Source organism: Enterobacter sp. 61D5 (assembly GCF_034107965.1).
In the GTDB taxonomy this organism is placed as follows: Bacteria; Pseudomonadota; Gammaproteobacteria; order Enterobacterales; family Enterobacteriaceae; genus Enterobacter; species Enterobacter cloacae_M.
On record NZ_JAWNFK010000020.1, the window covers coordinates 17,740 to 39,096 of the forward strand.

Below are 21,357 nucleotides of genomic sequence, written 5' to 3' on the forward strand. Positions count from 1 at the left end.
AGGGGCGGGGTGAGGGGAAAATTTCACCCAATGCTAAACGGATCCGCATCCTGCCAGGCCGGAAACTTCTCGCGATACTCCTGCAGCGCCGTCAGCGACAGCTCCGCATCAATGCGCGTCGCCTGATGCGGTTCGGCGGTGGCAATGATCTCGCCCTGCGGATTCACCACCCGGCTGTCGCCGCGGTAGTGATGCCCGTTGCCGTCGGTTCCCACGCGGTTACAGCCCACCACGTACGCCTGATTCTCAATCGCGCGCGCCACCAGCAGCGACTGCCAGTGCAGGGAGCGCGGTGCAGGCCAGTTGGCAACATAAAGCGCCAGGTCGTAATCATTGCGGTTGCGCGACCACACCGGGAAGCGCAGGTCGTAGCAGACCAGCGGCAGAATACGCCAGCCGCGCCACTCGAACACCACGCGTTCGTGACCCGCTTCATAGTGATGATGCTCATCCGCCATGCGGAACAGGTGGCGTTTATCGTAAAAATGCACTTTCCCTTCCGGCTCCACCAGCAGGAAGCGGTTCACCGGCCCGCGATCCGTTTGCAGGGCGGCGCTCCCGGCGATCAGCGCGTTGGTCTGCTGCGCTTTGGCATGCATCCAGGCGACCACCTCATCCTGCGGCATTGACTGTTGTGCCGCTTCCATGGCGAAGCCGGTTGTGAACATCTCCGGCAGGACAATCACATCACGCCCGGTAATCTCTTCCAGTTGACGATCAAAGTGGCGCAGGTTGGCGGGGCCATCCATCCACACTAAAGGTTGCTGCAAAATCGAAATCTTCAAACCAGGCACGATACAGACTCCTCAAAAGACCGCTTTTTGACACTGTAGCACGTCATTACGAGAAAATGTGGCAATAAAAAACCCCGCGCGAGGCGGGGTTTGTATAAGCGAAACGCGTTATGCCGCTTCAGGTTTACGGTGCTTCTCCGGCAGCTTTACCGGCTGCGTCGCCAGCTCGTCCGGTTCGAAATCATCCACGTTAATACTGCGCAGACGGCTCTCTTCGGCTTTCACCAGCAGAGCAGCTTCATCTTTATTGATAATGCCGCCGGCGAGCGCCTGTTTTGCCAGTTCGTCCAGACGGGTAAACGGCAGGTTTTTGCCCAGCTGTTTACAGATTTTCTGGTGGATCGGATCGGCAGCCATCACGTCCAGCAGCGCCTCTTCCAGCAGACCCACTGGGTTATGCGGCGTCGGCGTCAGATACTGACCACGACCGATACGGGAGCGGGTTGCGCTCGGTACCTGCAGGATCTTCGCCACCTTGTGGTCCAGCTTGTCGGACGGCGCCAGATGGTGACGACCGGTCGGGAAGATCACCGCGCGCAGGGCACCCGCCACGAAGCGGTTCGGGAAGTTCGCCAGCAGGTCGTCAATCGCCTGTTCAGCCTGATACATCGCATCCTGCGCGCCCCAGTGCACCAGCGGCAGATCCGCTTCCTGACGGCCTTCGTCGTCGTAGCGCTTCAGGACCGCGGAGGCCAGGAAGATCTGGCTCAGCACATCCCCCAGACGGGCAGAGATACGCTCGCGACGCTTCAGGCTACCGCCCAGCACCGCCATGGAGACGTCAGACAGCAGAGCCAGGTTGGCGCTAAGACGGTTCAGATGCTGGTAGTAACGTTTGGTCGCATCGCCGGTCGGCGTCGCGCTGGTAAGACCGCGCGTCAGGCCCAGCCAGAAGCTGCGCACCTTGTTGCTGCCCACGTGACCGATATGTTTGAACAGCAGCTTATCGAAGGCATCCACGTCGTTGTTCTGCGCGGCGGCCATCTCTTCCAGCACGTACGGATGGCAGCGGATTGCGCCCTGACCGAAGATCATCATGCTGCGGGTCAGGATGTTTGCCCCTTCCACGGTGATGGCAATCGGTGCGCCCTGATAGCCGCGCGCCAGGAAGTTGCCTTCGCCGAGCATAATGCCTTTACCGCCCGCGATATCCATCGCGTCAATGATCGACTGCTGCGCGCGGTGGGTACAGTGGTACTTTACAATCGCGGACAGCACGGCCGGTTTTTCGCCCAGCATAATGCCGTAGGTAATCAGAGTAGCAGCGGCATCCATCACGTAGGCATTGCCCGCAATACGCGCCAGCGGCTCTTCGATACCTTCCATCTTGCCGATGGAGATTTTGAACTGACGGCGGATGTGGGCGTAAGCGCCAATCCCCATCGCGACCGACTTCAGACCGCCGGTTGAGTTCGACGGCAGGGTAATGCCGCGGCCCACAGACAGACATTCCACCAGCATGCGCCAGCCCTGACCGGCCATTTTCGGGCCACCGATGATGTAGTCAATCGGCACAAAGATGTCCTGACCGCGGGTCGGACCGTTCTGGAACGGCACGTTCAGCGGGAAGTGACGGCGACCAATTTCAACGCCTGGGGTAGAGGTTGGGATCAGCGCGCAGGTAATGCCCAGATCTTCTTCGCCGCCCAGCAGTTTTTCCGGGTCAGAGAGCTTAAAGGCCAGACCCAGCACGGTGGCGATTGGCGCCAGGGTGATATAACGCTTGTTCCAGGTCAGGCGCATGCCCAGCACCTGTTCGCCCTGCCATTCGCCCATGCAGACCACGCCGGTATCCGGGATCGCGCCCGCATCGGAACCCGCTTCCGGGCTGGTCAGCGCGAAGCACGGGATCTCCTGACCGCGCGCCAGACGCGGCAGGTAGTGATCTTTCTGCTCTTCGGTACCGTAATGCTGCAGCAGTTCGCCCGGGCCTAAGGAGTTAGGCACGCCAACGGTAATCGCCAGGATCCCGGAGACGCCTGCCAGCTTTTGCAGGACGCGAGCCTGAGCGTAAGCGGAGAACTCCAGACCGCCGTACTCTTTCTTAATGATCATCGCGAAGAAGCGATGTTCTTTCAGATACGCCCATAGCTCTGGCGGCAGATCGGCCATTTCATGGGTGATGGCAAAGTCATTGGCCATACGGCACGCTTCTTCCACCGGGCCGTCAATAAAGGCCTGTTCTTCAGCGGTCAGGCGCGGCTGCGGATAGTTATGCAGCTTTTTCCAGTCAGGGTTGCCCTGGAACAGATCGCCTTCCCACCAGGTGGTGCCCGCATCAATCGCTTCTTTCTCGGTGCGCGACATCGGCGGCATCACTTTGCGGAAGCCTTTGAACACCGGCGCAGAGATCATTGATTTACGCATCGGGGCCAGGTTAAACGGCAGAAGAATGATGGCAAGAGGGACTAAAAGCCAGATATTCCAGAGGCCTGCGACGCCAAGCGCAGCCGTCCAGGCCAGAAGAATCATGCTGCTCAGGAATAAACTTACGCGGTGATAGAACAACACACCGAGCAGAACAACGGTTGCGAGAATGCTCAAAATCATCATAAAGAAAAGCTCCCTTGCTTGTAGGAGGTCTGACCACTTGTGATGATATGGTTGTAGTTGATGTTATTTCCTTTAGCAATGTGTTTACAAAATAATTACAACATGGTTCACATTGTTCGCGTTTTCGCCGGCACGAAAAAGCAAAACGCCGGACGATTCGCATGGCTTTAGCTTCTCGCTTTTCCCGCTATCCGGTACACTCCACTGTGTTATTTCATCAATACTGAAGGATTATCCTCATGTACCAGGATCTTATTCGTAACGAACTGAACGAAGCGGCGGAAACGCTGGCGAACTTTCTGAAAGATGATGCCAATATTCACGCTATTCAGCGCGCAGCGGTCCTGCTGGCCGACAGCTTTAAAGCCGGTGGCAAAGTGCTTTCCTGCGGTAACGGCGGTTCCCACTGTGACGCTATGCACTTCGCAGAAGAGCTGACCGGACGCTATCGCGAAAACCGACCGGGCTACCCGGCGATTGCGATTTCCGACGTGAGCCACATCTCCTGCGTAGGCAACGACTTCGGTTACGACCACATCTTCTCCCGCTACGTTGAAGCGGTAGGCCGTGAAGGCGACGTGCTGCTGGGGATTTCTACCTCTGGCAACTCCGGCAACGTGATCAAAGCGATCGCCGCCGCGCGTGAAAAAGGGATGAAAGTCATCACCCTGACCGGTAAAGATGGCGGTAAGATGGACGGTACGGCGGATGTCGAAATTCGCGTTCCGCACTTCGGTTATGCTGACCGTATTCAGGAAATTCACATCAAAGTGATCCACATCCTGATCCAGCTGATCGAAAAAGAGATGGTTAAGTAAGACTTCGCTGGGGGGCTCCGGTGCCCCCCGCTGTTGTGGAGGTGTTTTATGTGCGAACTGCTCGGGATGAGCGCCAATGTGCCAACCGATATCTGCTTTAGCTTCACCGGGCTGGTTCAGCGCGGTGGAGGAACCGGGCCGCATAAAGACGGCTGGGGCATCACCTTCTACGAAGGCAAAGGGTGTCGCACGTTCAAAGATCCACAGCCCAGCTTTAACTCACCGATTGCTAAACTGGTGCAGGACTATCCCATCAAGTCCCGCTCGGTGATCGCCCACATCCGTCAGGCTAACCGTGGCGAAGTGGCGCTGGAAAACACCCATCCGTTTACCCGTGAACTGTGGGGCCGCAACTGGACCTATGCGCACAACGGGCAACTCACGGGCTATAAGTCGCTGGAGACGGGCAATTTCCGCCCTGTTGGCGAAACGGACAGCGAAAAAGCCTTCTGCTGGCTGCTGCACAAGCTGACGGAGCGCTATCCCCGCACGCCCGGCAACATGACTGCCGTATTCAAATACATCGCGACGCTGGCATCTGAACTGCGTGAAAAAGGCGTGTTCAACATGCTGCTCTCTGACGGCCGCTATGTGATGGCGTTCTGCTCGACGAATCTGTTCTGGATCACCCGCCGCGCGCCGTTTGGCGTTGCGACGCTGCTCGATCAGGATGTGGAGATAGACTTTCAGAAGGAGACCACACCGAACGATGTGGTCACAGTCATTGCTACGCAGCCGCTCACGGGCAACGAAACCTGGCAAAAGATTATGCCAGGCGAGTGGGTACTATTTTGTCTCGGGGACCGTGTAATTTGACGCCAGCTGCGGATGGACGACTTCGTGGCTCAGCGGTTTGCTGACCACGTAACGGCCATCGACGATAGAGACCACCGGTGGCTTGTGGGTCTGCTCAAAGTAGTCGTAACCAGGCTTCAGCTGTTTCCAGAAATCCGCGTAGTATGAGTACTTGTGACGCGCCATGTTGGCGTCCGTCATGCGGAAGGGATAGATGCTGACCTGTACGTTAGGCTGCCCAAAGACCAGCGCGCCCGTCACGAACTGGAAAATCTCATCAATGCCGGAGTCGGTCATCGCATAACAGCCGACAGACACGCAGGCACCGTGGATCATCAGGTATTTACCTTCATAACCGTGTGCACGGTCATAGGCATTCGGGAAGCCGATGTTAATGGCTTTATAGAAGCGGCTGTCAGGCTTGAGCTGGCTGCGCTGAACGTTGTAGAACCCTTCCGGACTTTTGAAGTCGCCCTGACGCTGTTTTGGCCCCAGTCCGCCGGAGTAGTTACAAATTTTGTAACTATCAAGCAGCTGATATGTCTCGCCCATTTTGACAAACAGATCGAGAGTGCGCTCTTCCTTAAAGATCTGAATATAAACCGGCGATCCCATTAACTGCTGTTTATATTCCTTGCTGACCGGCGTCGTTGAGCTATTACTGCTGAGCAGTCCGGCAAACGACATGCACGGCATCAGAAGCATCGCAATGAACAATGCGATTTTACGCATACTACTAGTTCCTTGATAAAACCATGACCAACTTGCCAGGACGGCAAAAGAGACCCGAAATCAGATTATTCTGTTAGGAGCGCTCACATTAGCACCGCTATAGATTTTCGCAAGAGCCGGGCGGTGAGTTTACAAATTAGTTTTACTTTATAAACCATCAAAATCGTGATGGCTCCAGGAACTTTGCGCATTAGCTCGCAATTTGGCGCGCGCGACGGCGGATTACCTGCCCGCGAGAAGGGGAAAATGCTACACTTCGCGCCCACTGGATTGTTGTTCATGGAAACCTGCTAACCACATGTTTAAAATTAAAAAAGGACTTAATCTGCCGATTGCAGGCGTGCCAGCGCAGCACGTTTCGACAGGCGCAAGCGTCCGTCATGTCGCCATTTTGGGCGAAGACTACCTGGGTATGCGTCCTTCAATGCTGGTACAGGAGGGCGATCGCGTTATCAAAGGACAGGCGCTCTTCGAGGATAAAAAAAATCCCGGCGTGATGTTCACGGCACCCGCGAGCGGCACCGTTGTGGCCATCAACCGTGGCGAACGGCGCGTTTTGCAGTCGGTGGTTATCCGCATTGAGGGCGATGAAAAGCGTGAATTTGCCCATTACGACAAAGCAGAACTCGCATCGCTGAACCGTGACGCCGTTCAGGATCTACTCCTGGCCTCCGGATTATGGACCGCGCTTCGTACGCGTCCCTTCAGCAAATCCCCCGTACCGGGCACGGAACCGGCCGCCATTTTCGTTACGGCAATCGACACCAACCCGCTCAGCGTGGACCCGCAGCCGGTTATCCTGGCGCAGCGCAAAGCCTTTGATGCTGGGCTGACCGTTTTAACCCGCCTCACGTCAGGAAAAGTCCACGTTTGCCAGGCCGGCGGCGGCAAGCTCGGCGGACATCCGCAGGGGCAGGTCACGTTTAATGAATTTTCGGGCCCCCATCCTGCGGGGCTGGTCGGCACCCATATTCACTTCCTTGAGCCGGTAAGCCTGACGAAACAGGTCTGGCATATGAATTATCAGGACGTCATCGCCATCGGGAAGCTCTTCACCACCGGTGAGCTGTACGCGGAACGCGTCATCGCCATCGGCGGACCGCAGGCTGAAAAACCGCGTCTGGTGAAGACGCTGCTGGGCGCAGACATCAATGAGCTGCTGGAGGGGGAAACGAAAGCGGGGGAAAACCGCCTGATTTCCGGTTCGGTCCTCAGCGGCCGCCATGCTGTCAATGCGCACGCGTACCTGGGACGTTTCCATTTACAGGTCAGCATTGTGCAGGAAGGACGTGAGAGAGAGCTGTTTGGCTGGGTTCTGCCCGGTGCGGAAAAATACTCCGTCACCCGGACCACGCTGGGCCACTTCCTGCGTAATAAGCTGTTTAGCTTCTCAACCAGCACGCACGGCGGCGAGCGAGCCATGGTCCCGATTGGCAACTACGAGCGCGTCATGCCGCTGGATATTCTTCCCACCGTGCTGTTACGCGATCTCCTTGCTGGGGATACCGACGGCGCGCAGGCGCTGGGCTGTCTGGAGCTTGACGAAGAAGATTTGGCGCTCTGTACCTATGTCTGTCCGGGCAAATACGAATATGGGCCGGTATTGCGCGAGGTGTTAACCCGCATTGAGCAGGAAGGATAACCATGGGCTTAAAACACCTCTTTGAAAAAATTGAGCCGCACTTTACCGAAGGGAAGCTCAAAAAGTACTACCCGTTGTATGAAGCAACGACGACCATTTTCTACACGCCGGGGCTGGTGACCAAAGGGGCGGCGCACGTTCGCGATGCCATCGACCTTAAGCGGATGATGATCCTGGTATGGTTTGCGGTCTTCCCGGCTATGTTCTGGGGCATGTACAACGTTGGCCTGCAGATCATTCCGGCGCTGCACCACATGTACGATGCACAGCAGCTGGCGCAGGTAATCCAGTCAGACTGGCACTACCGTCTGGCCCAGTCGTTAGGGGTGAGCTTCGCTGCAAACGCGGGCTGGCTGAGCATGATGACGCTGGGCGCGGTTTTCTTCCTGCCGATTTACATCACGGTATTTATCGTGGGCGGCTTCTGGGAAGTGCTGTTTGCCATCATCCGTAAACACGAGATCAACGAAGGCTTCTTCGTCACCTCTATTCTGTTTGCCCTGATTGTTCCCCCGACGCTGCCGCTCTGGCAGGCGGCGCTGGGCATCAGCTTCGGCGTGGTGATTGCCAAAGAGATCTTCGGCGGCACCGGGCGTAACTTCCTCAACCCGGCGCTGGCGGGACGCGCGTTTCTGTTCTTTGCTTATCCGGCGCAAATCTCGGGCGATCTGGTGTGGACGGCGGCAGACGGCTTCTCCGGCGCGACGCCGCTTTCACAGTGGGGGGCACACGGCGGCGAAACGCTGGTTAACAACGCAACGGGTCAGCCAGTCACCTGGTTTGATGCCTTTATTGGCAACATTCCGGGCTCCATCGGAGAAGTCTCTACGCTGATGATTTTGCTTGGCGGCGCGATCATTCTTTTTGGTCGCGTGGCCTCCTGGCGGATCGTTGCGGGCGTGATGCTCGGTATGGTGCTGACCGCCACCCTGTTCAACGTGATCGGTTCGACCACCAATCCGATGTTCTCCATGCCGTGGTACTGGCATCTGGTGCTGGGTGGCTTCGCGTTCGGCATGATGTTCATGGCGACGGACCCCGTCTCTGCCTCGTTTACAGACAAAGGTAAATGGAGCTATGGCGTGCTCATTGGCGCGATGTGTGTCCTGATCCGCGTGGTCAACCCGGCGTATCCGGAAGGAATGATGTTGGCCATTCTGTTTGCCAACCTGTTTGCGCCGCTCTTCGATTACCTGGTGGTGCGGGCCAACATTAAGCGGAGGAAGGCGCGTGGCTGAAGTTAAAAATAACGACAGTATCAGCAAAACGCTGCTGGTGGTGCTGGTGCTCTGTCTGGTCTGTTCTATTGTCGTGGCCGGTTCTGCCGTGGGGTTAAAACCTCTGCAGCAGGAGCAACGTGCGCTCGATAAACAGCGCAACATTCTGGCCGTCGCCGGGCTGATGCAGGAAGGAATGAGCGCAGACGACGTTTCGGCCGTCTTTGCTGAACGTATTTCGGCGCGTCTTGTGGATTTAAAAACGGGTGAACTGCTGGATAAAGACCCGGCAACATTCAACCAGGCGCTGGCGCTTAAAGATCCGCAGATGAGCCTGACGCTGGAGGCATCGCAAGATCCCGCCGGGATTAAGCGTCGCAGCAACCTGGCCGAAATCTATCTGGTTCGCGACCCCCAAAAACGTATTCAGGAAGTGGTACTGCCTGTTTACGGTAACGGTCTGTGGTCAATGATGTATGCCTTTGTGGCCCTTGATACCGATGGGCGCACCGTAAAAGGCATTACGTATTACGACCAGGGCGAAACGCCGGGGCTGGGTGGCGAAGTTGAAAACCCTAACTGGCGGGCACAGTTTGTCGGCAAGAAAGTGCTCGACGATAACGGCCTGCCTGCGCTGAAGGTGATGAAAGGGGCGGCACGTCCCGGTGACGACTACGCCGTTGACGGGCTTTCCGGCGCCACGCTCACATCAAAAGGCGTGCAGCACAGTTTTGATTTCTGGATGGGCGAGCTGGGCTTTGGTCCTTTCCTGAAAAACGTACGTGAAGGAGCGCTGAACAATGGCTGATACCGGTGAACTGAAAGAAGTCAAAAAGGTGCTCATTGGCCCCCTGCTCGCCAATAACCCGATCACGCTCCAGGTGCTGGGCGTCTGTTCGGCTCTGGCGGTGACGACCAAGCTGGAAACGGCGGTGGTGATGACGCTGGCCGTCACGCTGGTCACGGCGTTCTCCAGCATGTTTATCTCGATGATCCGCCACCACATTCCCAACAGCGTGAGGATCATCGTCCAGATGGCGATCATCGCCTCGCTGGTAATCGTGGTCGATCAGCTGCTGCGCGCCTTCGCCTATGAAACCTCCAAACAGCTCTCGGTGTTTGTCGGGCTGATTATCACCAACTGTATCGTCATGGGACGTGCGGAAGCCTACGCCATGAAAATGCCGCCTCTGGCGAGCTTTATGGACGGTATCGGCAACGGCCTCGGCTACGGCGTGATCCTGCTGACCGTGGGGTTCCTGCGTGAGCTGATTGGCAGCGGCAAGCTGTTTGGCATCACGGTGCTGGATACGGTGCAGAACGGCGGCTGGTATCTGCCAAACGGCCTGTTCCTGCTGGCCCCTAGCGCATTTTTCATTATCGGTTTGTTGATCTGGCTGATTCGTACGCTGAAGCCAGAGCAGCAGGAAAAGGAGTAACCGACGATGGCTCATTACCTGAGTTTGTTTGTGCGTGCGGTGTTTGTTGAAAACATGGCGCTCGCTTTTTTCCTCGGCATGTGTACGTTCCTTGCCGTGTCTAAAAAGGTCTCCACGGCATTTGGCCTGGGCGTGGCGGTCACCGTTGTGTTGGGGCTTTCGGTTCCGATTAACAATCTGGTGTACAACTTTGTGCTGCGGGACGGCGCGCTGGTGGAAGGGGTTGATCTCAGCTTCCTGAACTTTATCACCTTTATCGGGGTGATCGCGGCGCTGGTGCAAATCCTCGAGATGATCCTCGATAAATATTTCCCGTCGCTGTACAACGCGCTGGGGATCTTCCTGCCGCTGATCGCGGTGAATTGCGCCATCTTTGGCGGCGTCTCGTTTATGGTTCAGCGTGATTACAACTTCAGTGAATCCGTGGTGTACGGTTTTGGTTCCGGCATCGGCTGGATGCTGGCGATTGTCACCATGGCGGGGATCCGCGAGAAAATGAAATATGCCAACGTGCCTGCGGGTCTGCGTGGCTTAGGGATCACCTTTATCACCACCGGGCTGATGGCGCTGGGCTTTATGTCCTTCTCCGGTGTGCAGCTATAAGGGCTAACAGATGGAAATTATTCTTGGCGTGGTGATGTTCACGCTGATAGTACTGGTGCTGTCAGGGCTGATCCTGACGGCGCGTGCGAAGCTGGTCAATTCAGGGGATGTGGTCATTGATATCAATGACGATCCGCAGAATCAGATCCGCACTCCGGCGGGAGACAAGCTGCTCAACACGCTCTCCGGTAACGGCATTTTTGTCTCCTCCGCCTGCGGCGGCGGCGGCTCTTGCGGGCAGTGCCGCGTGACGGTAAAAGAGGGCGGTGGCGATATTCTGCCAACCGAGCTGGCGCATATTACAAAGCGTGAGGCAAAAGAGGGCTGTCGTCTGGCCTGCCAGGTCGCGGTGCGCCAGAACATGAAGATTGAGCTGCCGGAAGAGATCTTCGGCGTAAAAAAATGGGAGTGCGAGGTTATCTCTAATGATAACAAAGCCACCTTTATTAAAGAGCTGAAACTGAGGGTGCCGGAAGGGGAAGATGTTCCGTTCCGCGCCGGGGGATACATTCAGATTGAGTGTCCTGAGCATACCGTGGCCTACGCGGACTTCGACGTGCCGGATGAGTATCGTGCCGACTGGGACAAATTCAATCTCTTCCGCTTTGTCTCGGAGGTGAAAGAGCCGACGCTGCGCGCCTACTCGATGGCCAACTACCCGGAAGAGAAGGGCATCATCATGCTCAACGTGCGTATCGCCACGCCGCCACCGAATGTGCCGGATGCACCGCCGGGCGTGATGTCGTCATACATCTGGTCCCTGAAGCCTGGCGATAAGGTGACGATCTCCGGACCGTTCGGGGAGTTCTTCGCGAAAGATACCGACGCGGAAATGGTCTTTATCGGCGGCGGTGCCGGTATGGCCCCGATGCGCTCGCATATCTTTGACCAGCTCAAGCGGTTGGGGAGCCAGCGTAAGATCAGCTTCTGGTACGGAGCGCGCTCGCTGCGCGAGATGTTCTATGAAGATGAGTTTGAACAGCTGGCGCGTGAAAACCCGAACTTCACCTTCCATGTGGCACTTTCCGATCCCCAGCCGGAAGATAACTGGACGGGCTATACGGGGTTCATCCACAACGTGCTGTATGAAAACTACCTCAAACAGCACCCGGCGCCTGAGGACTGCGAGTTCTATATGTGTGGTCCGCCGATGATGAACGCCGCCGTGATTAAGATGCTGAAAGATCTCGGTGTCGAAGATGAGAACATCTTGCTCGATGATTTTGGAGGCTGATAATGCTGACGTTTCTGGCAACCTTTGTGGTTTTTGTGTTTGTCATCTTCGGCATGTCGTTAGGCTGGATCGTTAAGCGGAAAAGCATTCAGGGCAGCTGCGGCGGTATTTCCTCTATTGGGATGGAAAAGGTTTGCGACTGCCCGGAACCGTGCGATGCGCGGAAGAAAAGGATGGCCCGCGAACAGCAGCGCATTATTTAATTTTTTGTAGGCCGGGTAAGGCAAAGCCGCCACCCGGCGTTCTCACATCTGCTTCTCAATCCTCCTTTGTTTACTGTATACTTATCCAGTAATGAGTGAGGGCTTACTATGCGCAAAATAATCCATGTCGATATGGACTGCTTTTTTGCCGCAGTGGAGATGCGTGACAACCCGGCGCTGCGGGATATTCCCATCGCCATTGGCGGCAGCCGCGTTCAGCGTGGTGTCATCAGCACCGCCAACTATCCTGCGCGCAAATTTGGCGTGCGCAGCGCGATGCCGACGGCGATGGCGTTAAAGCTCTGCCCTCATCTCACGCTTCTGCCCGGCCGGTTTGAAGCTTATAAAGAAGCTTCCCTTCATATTCGGGAAATCTTCTCCCGCTATACTTCTTTGATAGAGCCGCTGTCGCTGGACGAAGCCTATCTGGATGTGACCGACAGTGTGCACTGCCACGGCTCCGCCACGCTGATGGCGCAGGAGATCCGCCAGACAATTTTCAACGAGCTGAATCTGACAGCTTCGGCGGGCGTCGCGCCCGTTAAATTCCTCGCCAAAATTGCCTCCGATTTAAATAAGCCCAACGGTCAATACGTCATCACGCCTGACGAGGTGCCGGCGTTTTTGAAAACGCTGCCGCTCGGCAAAATCCCCGGCGTGGGAAAAGTCTCCGCCGCAAAGCTGGAAAGCATGGGGCTACGGACCTGCGAAGACGTGCAGCGAAGCGATCTCGCCATGCTGCTCAAGCGCTTTGGAAAGTTTGGCCGCGTGCTGTGGGAGCGCAGCCAGGGGATTGACGATCGCGATGTGAACAGCGAGCGGCTGCGGAAATCCGTCGGCGTTGAGCGCACCCTCATTGAAGATATTCATGACTGGACCGAATGCGAAACCATTATCACGGAACAGCTTTACCCTGAGCTGGAACGACGCTTAAGCAAGGTGAAGCCGGATCTGCTCATCGCCCGTCAGGGCATCAAGCTTAAATTCAACGACTTCCAGCAGACCACGCAGGAACACGTCTGGCCGCGTCTGAATAAAGACGATCTTATCGCGACGGCGAAAAAGGCATGGGAAGAGCGCCGGGGCGGGCGAGGGGTGAGGCTGGTGGGATTGCACGTCACGCTGCTGGATCCGCAGTTAGAGCGTCAGCTGGTTTTGGGACTGTAAAAAAGCCCGGTATTTACCGGGCCTGCGTTTTTCACCCTCTCCCTTTGGGAGCGGGGAGGGTGCTACTTAACTGGGATCGCTTTCAGCAGTTCAGTCAGCAGCGTCCAGTAGTGACCGACGCTTTCGATATGAACCTGCTCATCCGGCGAGTGCGGACCGGTAATGGTTGGCCCGATGGACACCATATCCATATCCGGATACGGTTTCTTGAACAGACCACATTCCAGACCCGCGTGGATCACCTGGATGTTCGGGGTACTGTTGAACAGACGCTGATAAGTTTCACGCACCAGCGCCATCACCGGAGAACTCGCATCCGGCTGCCAGCCCGGGTAGCTGCCTTTTGCAGACGTTTTCGCGCCCGCCAGCGTACCGAGAGATTCCAGCATGCTCACCACGTACTCTTTACCGCTATCTATAAGCGAGCGGATCAGGCAGACGATTTCCGCGCTGTCGTCGCTCATGGTCACCACGCCCACGTTCAGTGAGGTTTCCACCACGCCTTTCGCCACGTCAGAGTTGCGGATCACGCCGTTTGGCGTCGCGTTCAGCAGCTGAACGAAGGTGTCACGAGATTGCCCGGTCAGCGCGGCTTTATCTGTAGAAACAGATTCCAGCACCACGGTCAGGTTTTTCTCTTTCGCCGACAGTTCGTTTTTCAGGATATCCAGGTATACGGTGGAGAGATTTTTCAGCTCGTCCGCTTTTGCAGCAGGAACCGCTACGGTGGCGAACGCTTCGCGTGGGATCGCGTTACGCAGGGTGCCGCCGTTGAAGTCCACCAGACGCAGGTCCAGCTCAGCTGCATGGCCTGCCAGGAAGCGCGCCAGCAGCTTGTTGGCATTACCCAGACCCAGGTGAATATCGCCGCCGGAGTGGCCGCCTTTCAGCCCTTTCAGCGTCAGCTTGAAGGTCTGGAAGCCTGCAGGGATCGCTTCGCGCGACAGCGGCAGGGTAGAGATGAAATCAATCCCGCCCGCGCAGCCCATGTAGATCTCACCTTCTTCTTCAGAGTCGGTGTTGATCAGGATGTCCGCCTGCAGCCAGTTCGCCTGCAGACCGAACGCGCCGTCCATGCCCGCTTCTTCGGTCATGGTCAGCAGCACTTCCAGCGGACCGTGCTCAACGCTGTCGTCGGCCAGCACGGCCAGCGCAGAGGCCATACCGATGCCGTTATCCGCGCCCAGCGTGGTGCCGCGTGCTTTCACCCAGTCGCCGTCGATGTACGGTTGAATCGGGTCTTTGGTGAAGTCGTGAACGGTGTCGTTGTTCTTCTGTGGCACCATGTCCAGGTGCGCCTGCAGCACAACCGGTTTACGGTTTTCCATCCCTGCGGTAGCAGGTTTGCGGATCAGAATGTTGCCAACCTGGTCACGTTCAGCATGCAGACCTTTTTCCTTCGCCCAGCCCATAATATGTTCGGCAAGCTGTTCTTCATGGTAGGAAGGGTGTGGAATGGAGCAGATTTTCGCAAAAATATCCCACAGCGGCTGCGGAGATAATTGAGACAGTTCAGACACGATAAGTCTCCTTGTCGTGGCGCTGCAAACAGGGTTGCAGGTCACAGGGTTAGCAGGTTAATAGTTACCACAAGTCAGGCTTGCGAGATGAAACTGAGAATACCACTTTCTCTGCTGGCTGGTAGCATAAAGCATGTAAAAACTCAGGCAGAGGGCGCTAAACACTGGTTTTTAGTGCGTCAGATCTCTATAATCTCGCGCAACCTATTTCCCCCTCGAACACTTTTTAAGCCGTATAAAAACAGGCTGGGACACTTCACATGAGCGAAAAATACGTCGTCACCTGGGACATGTTGCAGATTCACGCACGCAAACTGGCTGCGCGTCTGATGCCTTCCGAACAGTGGAAAGGCATTATTGCCGTCAGCCGTGGCGGTCTGGTACCGGGGGCGCTGCTGGCACGTGAGCTGGGTATTCGTCATGTCGATACCGTTTGCATCTCCAGCTATGACCATGACAACCAGCGTGAGCTGACCGTGCTGAAACGTGCGGAAGGCGACGGTGAAGGCTTCATCGTTATTGATGATTTGGTGGATACCGGCGGTACTGCGGTCGCTATCCGCGAAATGTATCCGAAAGCACATTTCGTCACTATCTTCGCGAAGCCTGCTGGCCGCCCCCTGGTTGACGATTACGTGATTGACATCCCGCAGGACACCTGGATTGAACAGCCATGGGATATGGGCGTGGTCTTCGTACCGCCTATTTCAGGCCGTTAATACCAGTACGTAACTTTACACGCCCGGCTATGTCGGGCGTTGTTCTTTTTGGCCTGCCACGCGTTACAATAGTCTCTATACGACGTATTCATGGAGGCAACGCAATGACGCAGGCGAATCTCACCGAGACTCTCTTCAAACCCCGTTTCAAACACCCTGAAACGTCGACGCTGGTGCGTCGCTTTAATCCGGGTACCCAGCCTGCCGTCCAGTCCGCGTTAGACGGTAAAAACGTGCCCCACTGGTATCGTATGATTAACCGCCTGATGTGGGTCTGGCGCGGTATCGACCCCCGTGAAATCCTTGATGTGCAGGCACGTATCGTGATGAGTGAGGCCGAACGTACCGACAGCGAACTCTACGATACGGTGGTGGGCTACCGTGGCGGAAACTGGATCTACGAGTGGTCTAAACAGGCGATGCTCTGGCAGCAAAAAGCCAGCCAGGAAGAGGATGCCACGCGCAGCGGCAAGCACTGGCTGCACGCCGCTAACCTTTACGGCATTGCCGCGTACCCCCATTTAAAAGGGGATGAACTGGCTGAGCAGGCTCAGGCGCTGGCGAATCGCGCCTATCAGGAGGCGGCTCAACGTCTGCCAGGCCGGATGCGTGAACTTGAGTTCACCATTTCAGGGGGATCGTCCGTGACCGGGTTCCTGCATATGCCTGAAGGTGAAGGTCCGTTCCCGACCGTCCTCATGTGCGGCGGGCTGGATTCGCTGCAAATTGATTATTACAGCCTGTATGAGCGTTACTTCGCACCAAAAGGGATCGCGATGCTGACGCTTGATATGCCCTCAATTGGTTTCTCATCCAAATGGAAACTGACTCAGGATTCGAGCCTGCTGCACCAGCATGCGCTAAAAGCGCTGGAAAACATTCCGTGGGTTGACCACACCCGCGTGGCGGCATTCGGCTTCCGTTTCGGCGCGAACGTCGCGGTACGTCTGGCTTATCTTGAATCTTCTCGCCTGAAAGCCGTCGCCTGCCTCGGCCCTGTTGTACACGCTCTGCTCAGCGATCCTGCTCGCCAGGGGAACGTACCTGAAATGTACCTTGATGTGCTGGCCAGCCGTCTTGGCATGCATGATGCATCAGACGAAGCGCTGCGCGTTGAGCTCAATCGCTACTCGTTAAAAACACAAGGGTTGCTGGGACGTCGCTGCCCAACGCCGATGCTGTCGGGGTTCTGGAAAAACGATCCGTTCAGCCCGGAAGAAGAGTCTCGCTTAATCACTTCGTCATCTGCGGATGGCAAATTGCTTGAAGTGCCGTTCAGCCCGGTCTATCAGAATTTCGACAAAGCGCTGAAAGAGATTACGCGCTGGATCGCTCAGAGATTGTGTTAATAGATTGCTAAATTTCGCTGGTTTGGTAAAACAGTGGCTTCACAAAAGGAGATCGCAATGACGTTACCGAGTGGACACCCGAAAAGTAGACTGATTAAGAAGTTTATGGCTCTCGGCCCGTATATTCGAGAAGAGCAGTGTGAAGAGAATCGCTTTTTTTTCGACTGCCTGGCTGTATGCGTCAACGTGAAGCCTGCACCCGAAAAACGTGAATTCTGGGGCTGGTGGATGGAAATGGAAGCAGAGGAAAAACGCTTTACGTATAGCTACCAGTTTGGCCTGTTTAATAAAGACGGCAACTGGCAGGCCACCACGATTAAAGATCAGGAAGTGATTGACCGTCTGGAATATACGCTAAAAGAGTTTCACGATAAGGCACGCGCACTGCTGGCTACCCTGGATCTCAAGTTCGAACCCGCGGATGACTTTTCCAGCGAAGCGGTGAAGCTGACTGCCTGATGGTGTCACAGCGCCGGGTGGCGGCTTTGCCTTACCCGGCCTACAAATTCTCCCTCTCCCCGTGGGAGAGGGCCGGGGTGAAGGCACCAGACCGCATGAATCCCCGACAATAAAAAAACCGGCATCAAGCCGGTTTTTTTATTTCACATCATCAGAACTGGTAGGTCATACCCAGTGCAACGATGTCATCGCTGCTCACTCCCAGTTTATTTTTGTCGTCAATCTGGTTGATTTTATAATCAACAAAGGTGGACATATTTTTGTTGAAGTAATAGGTCGCGCCAACGTCAATATATTTCACCAGATCTTCGTCGCCAATACCTTCAATATCTTTGCCTTTAGACTGGACATAGCCCAGGGACGGGCGCAGACCAAAGTCGAACTGATATTGCGCGACAACTTCAAAGTTCTGCGCTTTATTTGCAAACCCGCCGGAAATTGGCGTCATATTGCGGGTTTCAGAATACATTGCAGCCAGATAGATATCGTTCGCATCATATTTCAGACCGGTTGCCCAGGCTTCAGCTTTCTGGCCCTGGCCACGCGCCAGCAGGTTCTGAGCGTTGGTGCGGTCAGAGTTGGTGTAGGCGCCGCTGACGGCGAAATCGCTGCCGCCGAAGTCATAGGTCAGAGAGGTACCAAAACCGTCGCCGTTCTGTTTCTTGGCGTCACGGTTTTCGTTTTTGCCCTGGTACTGCAGCGTCATGTCCAGACCGTCAACCGCGCCGAAGAAGTCGGTATTGCGGTAGGTCGCCAGGCCGGTAGCACGCTTGGTCATGAAGTTATCGGTTTGTGCGGAAGAGTCACCGCCGAATTCAGGGAACATATCGGTCCATGCTTCGACGTCATACAGGGCACCCAGGTTACGGCCGTAATCCAGTGAACCAAAGTTTTTCAGCTTCAGGCCAGCAAACGCCAGACGCGTCTTCTGAGAGGAGTCGCTCTCAGCTTTGTTACCAGCAAATTCAGATTCCCAACGGCCATAGCCCGTCAGCTGATCGTTAATCTGCGTTTCGCCTTTAAAACCGAAACGAACGTAAGTCTGATCGCCATCTTTGGTGGCATCATCGCTGATGTAGTGCATGGCTTTCACTTTGCCGTACACGTCCAGCTTATTACCATTTTTATTATAAACTTCAGCTGCGTGAACGGATGCAGAAGCCACTACGCCCATAACCATTAATGCCAGAGTGCTCTTTTTCATTTTCGATCCTGTCTTATAAACGCGCTAAAAAATTCGCTGGACGATAAGCTCATGCCTAAGTCCCGTGAAAAAACAGGAAGGGTTTTATCGTTCTGGAATGAAACTTTTATGACAAACTAAGAATAATTTTAAAAAACTGTGATTTATTATTTCGGTAATAAAAGTGTCAAATTCTCCCGCTACGCTTCCTGATCCCGCGCAACAAAGTGTTTCTCAATGTGCTAAGGCAGTTGGCAACGGGGCTGACTCCTGCTAAAACGTTCGTTCGACATTACTTTCCCTTATCGTTGAACGGCAGAGAATCATGAGTGACAGCCAGACGCTGGTGGTAAAACTCGGTACCAGTGTTTTAACAGGCGGATCGCGCCGCCTAAATCGCGCCCACATTGTTGAGCTTGTACGTCAGTGCGCTCAGCTGCATGCCGCAGGGCATCGTATTGTGATTGTGACCTCCGGGGCGATTGCCGCCGGGCGTGAACACCTGGGTTACCCCGAACTCCCCGCGACGATCGCTTCCAAACAGCTGCTGGCCGCCGTGGGGCAAAGCCGACTCATTCAACTCTGGGAACAGTTGTTCTCCATCTATGGCATTCACGTCGGGCAGATGCTGCTGACGCGTGCGGATATGGAAGACAGAGAGCGCTTCCTGAACGCCCGCGATACCCTGCGCGCGCTGCTGGACAACAATATTGTTCCGGTCATTAACGAGAACGATGCCGTTGCCACCGCTGAAATCAAAGTGGGTGATAACGATAACCTCTCGGCGCTGGCCGCGATTCTGGCCGGTGCCGATAAATTACTGCTGCTGACCGATCAGCAGGGGCTGTTCACCGCCGATCCGCGCTCCAACCCGGAAGCCGAGCTGATTACTGACGTTCAGGGCATCGACGATGCGCTGCGCGCCATCGCCGGTGACAGCGTTTCAGGCCTCGGAACGGGCGGTATGGGGACCAAGCTGCAGGCCGCTGACGTCGCGTGCCGTGCCGGTATCGACACCATCATTGCAGCGGGCAGCCGCCCCGGCGTGATTGGCGACGTAATGGAAGGTATCTCCGTCGGCACCCGCTTCCACGCCCAGGAATCCCCGCTGGAAAACCGCAAGCGCTGGATATTTGGCGCGCCTCCTGCTGGCGAACTCGTCGTCGATGAAGGGGCAACCGCCGCGATTCTGGAACGAGGAAGTTCATTACTTCCTAAAGGAATTAAAAGCGTGACAGGCAACTTCTCCCGTGGTGAAGTGATCCGTATCCGTAACCTCGAAGGCCGCGACATCGCCCACGGCGTAAGCCGCTACAACAGCGACGCGCTGCGCCGCATCGCGGGTCACCACTCGCAGCAGATCGACGCCATTCTGGGCTATGAATATGGTCCGGTTGCCGTTCATCGCGATGACATGATTATTCGTTAAGGAGCCAGAACATGCTGGAACAAATGGGCGCCGCCGCGAAGGCTGCCTCTTACAAACTGGCGCTCCTTTCCAGCCGCGAGAAAAACCGCGTGCTGGAAAAAATCGCTGATTATCTGGAATCACAGTCCCAGGAGATTTTGCTCGCTAACGAGCAGGATTTACTGGAAGCGCGTCGTAACGGCTTGAGCGAAGCGATGCTTGACCGTCTGGCGCTGAATCCGGCACGCCTGAAAGGCATCGCCGACGATGTCCGTCAGGTCTGCAATCTGGCCGACCCGGTCGGGCAGGTGATCGACGGTGGGCTGCTCGACAGCGGTTTACGCCTTGAGCGCCGCCGCGTGCCGCTCGGTGTTATTGGCGTTATTTATGAAGCGCGTCCAAACGTGACGGTTGATGTTGCGTCCCTGTGCCTGAAAACCGGTAACGCCGCTATTCTGCGCGGTGGGAAAGAGACATGGCGCACCAACGCCGCGACGGTGAAAGTCATTCAGCAGGCGCTGGAAGAGTGCGGCTTACCGGCGGGTGCCGTACAGGCGATCGAGAGCCCGGACCGCGCGCTGGTCAACGAAATGCTGCGCATGGACAAATACATCGACATGCTCATCCCACGCGGTGGCGCGGGCCTGCACAAGCTGTGCCGCGAGCAGTCGACGATTCCGGTGATCACCGGCGGCATCGGCGTGTGTCATATCGTTGTCGACGACAGTGCGGAGATTGAACCGGCGCTGAAGATTATCGTTAACGCGAAAACCCAGCGTCCAAGCACCTGTAACACCGTAGAAACGCTGCTGGTGCATCAGGATATTGCGAACACCTTCCTGCCAGCCCTGAGCAAACAGATGGCAGAGAGCGGCGTGACGCTGCATGCTGACGCCAGCGCGCTCGCACTGCTTCAGAATGGCCCGGCTAACGTTGTTCCCGTCAAAGCCGAGCAGTACGACGATGAGTTCCTGTCACTGGATCTGAACGTGAAAATCGTTGCCGATCTTGACGACGCTATTGCGCACATCCGTGAACACGGCACGCAGCATTCTGACGCGATCCTGACGCGCACCCTGCGCAATGCCGATCGCTTCGTGAACGAAGTGGATTCTTCAGCGGTATATGTGAATGCCTCCACCCGCTTCACCGACGGCGGCCAGTTCGGCCTCGGCGCCGAGGTGGCGGTCAGCACGCAGAAACTGCACGCGCGCGGCCCGATGGGACTGGAAGCGCTGACCACGTACAAGTGGATCGGCTTCGGTGACGATACGATTCGTGCGTAAATAATCACGGGTGATGCAAAAATAGCCGTTTGATTCAATAGGGCATTGACGCATCACCCGGATAGATCTAACCTTTTGCCCCGTGGTTACGCTCGTAACCGGCCTCTCAGGGCCGATATAGCTCAGTTGGTAGAGCAGCGCATTCGTAATGCGAAGGTCGTAGGTTCGACTCCTATTATCGGCACCATCTAAGAAAATGAATCGCTTAGCGTAAAGTATCTAACGGATTGCATCTT

20 protein-coding genes and 1 tRNA gene are annotated in these 21,357 nt (G+C 55.9%); 16 read left to right on the forward strand and 5 right to left on the reverse strand.

Features of this window, described 5'->3' with window-relative positions; all coding sequences use genetic code 11:
• Nucleotides 1-23: 23 nt before the first annotated feature.
• Nucleotides 24-794 carry an amidohydrolase gene (locus tag UTM25_RS17905; protein ID WP_039263863.1) on the reverse strand — a complete coding sequence of 257 codons (771 nt, stop codon included), beginning with the start codon at nucleotides 792-794 and terminating at the stop codon, nucleotides 24-26.
• Nucleotides 795-902: 108 nt separating this feature from the next.
• Entirely contained in the window at nucleotides 903-3,347 is a 2,445-nt protein-coding gene (fadE, locus tag UTM25_RS17910; protein WP_194399644.1) for an acyl-CoA dehydrogenase FadE, read from the reverse strand.
• A 239-nt stretch (nucleotides 3,348-3,586) separates the two neighbouring features.
• Between fadE and lpcA the strand changes: the two genes are divergently transcribed.
• Nucleotides 3,587-4,165, forward strand: coding sequence for a D-sedoheptulose 7-phosphate isomerase (gene lpcA, locus UTM25_RS17915; RefSeq protein ID WP_010427884.1), 579 nt, complete (start codon nucleotides 3,587-3,589; stop codon nucleotides 4,163-4,165).
• 48 nt (nucleotides 4,166-4,213) lie between these two features.
• Nucleotides 4,214-4,981 (forward strand): class II glutamine amidotransferase, encoded by a 768-nt coding sequence (locus UTM25_RS17920; RefSeq protein ID WP_023310496.1) that lies wholly within the window; start codon nucleotides 4,214-4,216, stop codon nucleotides 4,979-4,981.
• On the opposite strand, the gene dpaA is transcribed toward UTM25_RS17920, so the two are convergent.
• Nucleotides 4,952-5,692, reverse strand: coding sequence for a peptidoglycan meso-diaminopimelic acid protein amidase (dpaA, locus tag UTM25_RS17925; RefSeq protein WP_194399645.1), 741 nt, complete (start codon nucleotides 5,690-5,692; stop codon nucleotides 4,952-4,954). The genes UTM25_RS17920 and dpaA overlap by 30 nt on opposite strands.
• Before the next feature lie 298 nt (nucleotides 5,693-5,990).
• Between dpaA and UTM25_RS17930 the strand changes: the two genes are divergently transcribed.
• The 8 genes from UTM25_RS17930 to dinB all read left to right on the forward strand — a co-directional run bounded on the left by UTM25_RS17930 (nucleotide 5,991) and on the right by dinB (nucleotide 13,197).
• Entirely contained in the window at nucleotides 5,991-7,334 is a 1,344-nt protein-coding gene (locus UTM25_RS17930) for a Na(+)-translocating NADH-quinone reductase subunit A (RefSeq protein ID WP_194399646.1), read from the forward strand.
• A 2-nt stretch (nucleotides 7,335-7,336) separates the two neighbouring features.
• A complete protein-coding gene (locus UTM25_RS17935; RefSeq protein WP_194399647.1) occupies nucleotides 7,337-8,572 on the forward strand; it encodes an NADH:ubiquinone reductase (Na(+)-transporting) subunit B in 1,236 nt (411 codons plus the stop codon).
• Nucleotides 8,565-9,359, forward strand: coding sequence for a Na(+)-translocating NADH-quinone reductase subunit C (locus tag UTM25_RS17940; protein WP_194399648.1), 795 nt, complete (start codon nucleotides 8,565-8,567; stop codon nucleotides 9,357-9,359). Before UTM25_RS17935 ends, UTM25_RS17940 begins: the two co-directional genes overlap by 8 nt.
• Nucleotides 9,352-9,990 carry an NADH:ubiquinone reductase (Na(+)-transporting) subunit D gene (locus UTM25_RS17945; RefSeq protein ID WP_014882676.1) on the forward strand — a complete coding sequence of 213 codons (639 nt, stop codon included), beginning with the start codon at nucleotides 9,352-9,354 and terminating at the stop codon, nucleotides 9,988-9,990. The genes UTM25_RS17940 and UTM25_RS17945 overlap by 8 nt, the downstream gene beginning before the upstream one ends.
• 6 nt (nucleotides 9,991-9,996) lie before the next feature.
• Complete coding sequence (nqrE, locus tag UTM25_RS17950) at nucleotides 9,997-10,593, forward strand: NADH:ubiquinone reductase (Na(+)-transporting) subunit E (protein WP_023334613.1); 597 nt, start codon at nucleotides 9,997-9,999, stop codon at nucleotides 10,591-10,593.
• Nucleotides 10,594-10,603: 10 nt separating this feature from the next.
• Nucleotides 10,604-11,827, forward strand: coding sequence for an NADH:ubiquinone reductase (Na(+)-transporting) subunit F (gene nqrF / locus UTM25_RS17955; protein WP_194399649.1), 1,224 nt, complete (start codon nucleotides 10,604-10,606; stop codon nucleotides 11,825-11,827).
• Between the two features lie 2 nt (nucleotides 11,828-11,829).
• Nucleotides 11,830-12,030 (forward strand): (Na+)-NQR maturation NqrM, encoded by a 201-nt coding sequence (gene nqrM / locus UTM25_RS17960; protein WP_194399650.1) that lies wholly within the window; start codon nucleotides 11,830-11,832, stop codon nucleotides 12,028-12,030.
• Between the two features lie 108 nt (nucleotides 12,031-12,138).
• Nucleotides 12,139-13,197: a DNA polymerase IV gene (dinB, locus tag UTM25_RS17965; RefSeq protein ID WP_194399651.1), complete on the forward strand. Its 1,059-nt coding sequence runs from the start codon at nucleotides 12,139-12,141 to the stop codon at nucleotides 13,195-13,197.
• A 62-nt stretch (nucleotides 13,198-13,259) separates the two neighbouring features.
• Here the strand turns inward: dinB and pepD are convergent, their stop codons facing one another.
• Entirely contained in the window at nucleotides 13,260-14,717 is a 1,458-nt protein-coding gene (gene pepD, locus UTM25_RS17970; protein ID WP_194399652.1) for a cytosol nonspecific dipeptidase, read from the reverse strand.
• Nucleotides 14,718-14,977: 260 nt separating this feature from the next.
• Here pepD and gpt point away from each other — a divergent pair, with 260 nt between their 5' ends.
• The 3 genes from gpt to crl all read left to right on the forward strand — a co-directional run bounded on the left by gpt (nucleotide 14,978) and on the right by crl (nucleotide 17,244).
• Nucleotides 14,978-15,436 (forward strand): xanthine phosphoribosyltransferase, encoded by a 459-nt coding sequence (gene gpt / locus UTM25_RS17975; protein ID WP_010427903.1) that lies wholly within the window; start codon nucleotides 14,978-14,980, stop codon nucleotides 15,434-15,436.
• 104 nt (nucleotides 15,437-15,540) lie between these two features.
• Nucleotides 15,541-16,785 (forward strand): esterase FrsA, encoded by a 1,245-nt coding sequence (gene frsA / locus UTM25_RS17980; protein WP_194399653.1) that lies wholly within the window; start codon nucleotides 15,541-15,543, stop codon nucleotides 16,783-16,785.
• 57 nt (nucleotides 16,786-16,842) lie between these two features.
• Complete coding sequence (gene crl, locus UTM25_RS17985; RefSeq protein WP_023310506.1) at nucleotides 16,843-17,244, forward strand: sigma factor-binding protein Crl; 402 nt, start codon at nucleotides 16,843-16,845, stop codon at nucleotides 17,242-17,244.
• Between the two features lie 151 nt (nucleotides 17,245-17,395).
• On the opposite strand, the gene phoE is transcribed toward crl, so the two are convergent.
• Nucleotides 17,396-18,448 (reverse strand): phosphoporin PhoE, encoded by a 1,053-nt coding sequence (gene phoE, locus UTM25_RS17990; RefSeq protein ID WP_047648644.1) that lies wholly within the window; start codon nucleotides 18,446-18,448, stop codon nucleotides 17,396-17,398.
• Between the two features lie 304 nt (nucleotides 18,449-18,752).
• Between phoE and proB the strand changes: the two genes are divergently transcribed.
• From proB to UTM25_RS18005, 3 genes are all read left to right on the forward strand, one after another.
• The gene (gene proB / locus UTM25_RS17995) at nucleotides 18,753-19,856 is read left to right on the forward strand and encodes a glutamate 5-kinase (protein ID WP_023310508.1); all 1,104 of its coding nucleotides are present in this window, start codon (nucleotides 18,753-18,755) and stop codon (nucleotides 19,854-19,856) included.
• 11 nt (nucleotides 19,857-19,867) lie between these two features.
• Entirely contained in the window at nucleotides 19,868-21,121 is a 1,254-nt protein-coding gene (gene proA, locus UTM25_RS18000) for a glutamate-5-semialdehyde dehydrogenase (protein WP_032661683.1), read from the forward strand.
• Nucleotides 21,122-21,232: 111 nt separating this feature from the next.
• A tRNA-Thr gene (locus UTM25_RS18005) sits at nucleotides 21,233-21,308 on the forward strand.
• Nucleotides 21,309-21,357 lie beyond the last annotated feature (49 nt).

Excerpts from the sequence above, each read along its gene's own strand:
- fadE (WP_194399644.1), bottom strand. The coding sequence starts at position 3,347 with ATGATGATTTTGAGCATTCTCGCAACCGTTGTTCTGCTCGGTGTGTTG.
- lpcA (WP_010427884.1), top strand. The coding sequence starts at position 3,587 with ATGTACCAGGATCTTATTCGTAACGAACTGAACGAAGCGGCGGAAACG.
- UTM25_RS17920 (WP_023310496.1), top strand. The coding sequence starts at position 4,214 with ATGTGCGAACTGCTCGGGATGAGCGCCAATGTGCCAACCGATATCTGC.
- dpaA (WP_194399645.1), bottom strand. The coding sequence starts at position 5,692 with ATGCGTAAAATCGCATTGTTCATTGCGATGCTTCTGATGCCGTGCATG.
- UTM25_RS17930 (WP_194399646.1), top strand. The coding sequence starts at position 5,991 with ATGTTTAAAATTAAAAAAGGACTTAATCTGCCGATTGCAGGCGTGCCA.
- UTM25_RS17935 (WP_194399647.1), top strand. The coding sequence starts at position 7,337 with ATGGGCTTAAAACACCTCTTTGAAAAAATTGAGCCGCACTTTACCGAA.
- UTM25_RS17945 (WP_014882676.1), top strand. The coding sequence starts at position 9,352 with ATGGCTGATACCGGTGAACTGAAAGAAGTCAAAAAGGTGCTCATTGGC.
- nqrE (WP_023334613.1), top strand. The coding sequence starts at position 9,997 with ATGGCTCATTACCTGAGTTTGTTTGTGCGTGCGGTGTTTGTTGAAAAC.
- nqrF (WP_194399649.1), top strand. The coding sequence starts at position 10,604 with ATGGAAATTATTCTTGGCGTGGTGATGTTCACGCTGATAGTACTGGTG.
- nqrM (WP_194399650.1), top strand. The coding sequence starts at position 11,830 with ATGCTGACGTTTCTGGCAACCTTTGTGGTTTTTGTGTTTGTCATCTTC.
- dinB (WP_194399651.1), top strand. The coding sequence starts at position 12,139 with ATGCGCAAAATAATCCATGTCGATATGGACTGCTTTTTTGCCGCAGTG.
- gpt (WP_010427903.1), top strand. The coding sequence starts at position 14,978 with ATGAGCGAAAAATACGTCGTCACCTGGGACATGTTGCAGATTCACGCA.
- frsA (WP_194399653.1), top strand. The coding sequence starts at position 15,541 with ATGACGCAGGCGAATCTCACCGAGACTCTCTTCAAACCCCGTTTCAAA.
- crl (WP_023310506.1), top strand. The coding sequence starts at position 16,843 with ATGACGTTACCGAGTGGACACCCGAAAAGTAGACTGATTAAGAAGTTT.
- phoE (WP_047648644.1), bottom strand. The coding sequence starts at position 18,448 with ATGAAAAAGAGCACTCTGGCATTAATGGTTATGGGCGTAGTGGCTTCT.
- proB (WP_023310508.1), top strand. The coding sequence starts at position 18,753 with ATGAGTGACAGCCAGACGCTGGTGGTAAAACTCGGTACCAGTGTTTTA.
- proA (WP_032661683.1), top strand. The coding sequence starts at position 19,868 with ATGCTGGAACAAATGGGCGCCGCCGCGAAGGCTGCCTCTTACAAACTG.